This is a genomic window from Microvirga sp. P4_A5 (genome assembly GCF_056402495.1).
Genome location: NZ_JBFUHH010000185.1, coordinates 1 through 3,010, shown reverse-complemented (window position 1 = coordinate 3,010; position 3,010 = coordinate 1). Strand labels below are relative to the sequence as shown.

The following is a 3,010-nucleotide window of genomic DNA, read 5'->3' as shown; positions in this document are numbered from 1 at the left end:
CGACCACCTGGTGGTGGACTGGTCCGGGCTGACGGAGGCGGCGTATCTCGACGGCGACTATGCCAGCATCGACGGCTATTCCAGCTCGAGCACGATCGGCGGCTACGCCCGGCTCTACCATTACGGCGTCGAGCGCTACACGGTCACGACGGGTTCGGGCAACGACACGATCGAGACCGGCGCCAACCGGGACGTGATCGTGGCCGGCGCCGGCCACGACACCATCCGCTCAGGGGCGGGCTGGGATCAGGTCGACGGCGGCAGCGGCAACGACAGCTGGAGGGCGGACTGGTCGGACGTGACGCAGGCGATCATGCTCGACCTCAACGCCAGCAACACGGCGCTGGCGGACGGTCGCTTCGTCAAGAGCGTCGAGCGCCTGGAGGAGTTCAAGACCGGCGCGGGCGCCTTCGACGACGTGATCATCCTGAACCGCGACGCGGGCATCGGCGCCGACACGGTCTACACGCAGGACGGCTCGGACACGGTGCAGGTGTTCGCCGGCACGACCAAGGACGACACCGCCATCGACACCGTCCACATGGGCGCGGGCGCGGACGACCACCTGGTGGTGGACTGGTCCGGGCTGACGGAGGCGGCGTATCTCGACGGCGACTATGCCAGCATCGACGGCTATTCCAGCTCGAGCACGATCGGCGGCTACGCCCGGCTCTACCATTACGGCGTCGAGCGCTACACGGTCACGACGGGTTCGGGCAACGACACGATCGAGACCGGCGCCAACCGGGACGTGATCGTGGCCGGCGCCGGCGACGACACCATCCGCTCAGGGGCGGGCGATGACACGCTGACAGGTGGTGATGGCAACGATAGGCTGTTAGGCGGAAGCGGCAACGATGCGATCAGTGGTGGAGACAGCATCGGCGATATGGCCGTCTTTACGGGCGGTCAATCCGATTACACGATCGGGATGCGTGCGGACGGCACCATCATCATCAAGGATCAGCGCAGCGAAGGCGACGGGCAGGACACTGTCGACGGCGTCGAACTCCTAGAGTTCCTGGACGGGACGGTCCAACTGACCAAAGTCGTGCTCGCGGACCAGACCGTCACAGAGGACGTGCCGTTATCGTTCCAGATCCCAGAGGGCGTTTATCCTGGCGACGGGCAGGGCCTGGCCTTCTCAGTCACGCTGGCCGACGGATCGGCCTTGCCGGGTTGGCTTACATTCGATGCCGGAACCAGGACTTTCTCGGGCACGTCGCCGCTGAACTTCAACGGCACGATCGACCTGGCGGTTGTCGCCGACGGCAATGGGTTTATCACTCTGTCGAGATTCCGCTTGACCATCTCACCCGTGAACGATGCTCCGACTGTTTCGGCTGCACGACAGACGCTTACAACGGCTGAGGACACACCGCTTACTGGCGCGCTGATTGGGACAAGTGACCTGGATGGCGATGCCCTGACCTACTCCATCAAAGGTGGGGCGGTTCCGCAGCGTGGTTCCGTTACGCTCGACCAGGCCCTCGGCACCTTCAGCTACAGCCCTGCCGCCAACGTCAATGGCTCGGATAGCTTCAACATCGTGGTGTCGGACGGCAAGGGCGGGAGCGTTGAACAGGTGGTCGACGTTACCATCATTCCAGTCAACGATGCCCCTGCTGATCTTGAGCTGTCGAGCGCCACTGTGTTCGAAAACAGCGCCACCGGGACCGTGTTGGGCGGCTTCTCCGCATTGGATCTCGATGGGGACGCCCTGAGCTTCACGCTGCTGGACAGTGCCGGAGGCCGGTTCGCACTTCAGGGCAAGCAGCTGGTGGTGGCCAATGGTGCCCTGCTCGACTACGAGCAGGCCAGCAGCCATAGCGTTGTTGTGCGGGCGACTGATCAGGGAGGGCTTGGCATTGACCGGACCCTAACCATCACGCTGCAGGACATCCTCAATGAGACCACCACCGGCACGACTGGAAACGACGTTTTGGCTGGTGGCTCGGGAGCGGACAAGCTTTCTGGTGGGGGAGGCAACGACGCATTGAATGCCGGAGCCGGCAAGGATGTCCTGAATGGCGGCTCGGGCAATGACTGGCTGACTGGCGGTGCTGGCCAGGACACGCTTACGGGCGGTTCGGGCAAAGATGTGTTTGTCTTTGGCAACAAAGATACCAGTGCATCCAAAAAAACGGCCGACTACATCACCGATTTCTTCGGCAGGGGGGGCGACCGGATCGACCTGAGCGCCATCGATGCGGATGTGACAAAGAAGGGGAAACAGAAGTTCTACTTCATGGGTACCAGTGATTTCACCAAGGCCGGGCAGGTGCGCTACGAGAAGACGAATAAGGAAACCTACGTCTATCTCAACACCGACAGAGACAAGTCTGCCGAAGCGGTGATCAAGTTGAAAGGTGCCATCGACCTGCAAAAGGGCTGGTTTGTACTCTAGCTTCCATCGGACTGGAGCTTCTTACAGTTTGAACTTATCCTCTCGGCGTAAGGGAACTCATGGCGAGAGGTATCTTCCAGACAAAAGGCAGGGCACAGGCAATAGCATAGCGTGCTCATACACTGGATGACGCCATTGTCGAAGGCGGCCAGAGGATTGCCGGAAACCGCACGGTGCAGCCGTTCCAGTTTGTGGTTCGGTGGGCCCCGACACGGATCTTGACGGCAACCCGCGGAGCTTCGTGGGCGCCGCGCATTATGCGCGGTTATGGGGGCTCGATGCGGCCGCGGCTGCAATTCTATTCGACCTGATTGCCACGAGCGCCCGCGCAGGACGAGCAATCGTGCTGATCACTCACGACATGGATGTGGCGTTGCTTGTGCCGCCGATCGATCGTGCTCGGCAACGGCCGGATCCTCGCTGACGGGCCGACCGCAACCCCCAAGATATGAGCATGGCGGCTATTCATGGAATTTCGACCACCTGCAGTAGCATTCAGCTGTCAATTCTCAGTGGTTTCAGGTCCCCGCAACCACTGAGAGCGACAAGCCCCCGAGTGCGAAAGCACCGGGGGCTTTCGTTTGTCCGAAACCTGCCACGCAC

Annotated in this window: 2 protein-coding genes; both read left to right on the top strand. The window is 61.9% G+C overall.

The features are described from left to right. Window positions 1-2,407, top strand: a 2,407-nt coding sequence (locus tag AC1DVM_RS22915; RefSeq protein ID WP_477258410.1) for a tandem-95 repeat protein, incomplete at its 5' end; no start/stop codon positions are given. Window positions 2,408-2,606: 199 nt separating this feature from the next. Continuing rightward, complete coding sequence (locus tag AC1DVM_RS22910) at window positions 2,607-2,831, top strand: hypothetical protein (RefSeq protein WP_477258408.1); 225 nt, start codon at window positions 2,607-2,609, stop codon at window positions 2,829-2,831. Window positions 2,832-3,010 lie beyond the last annotated feature (179 nt).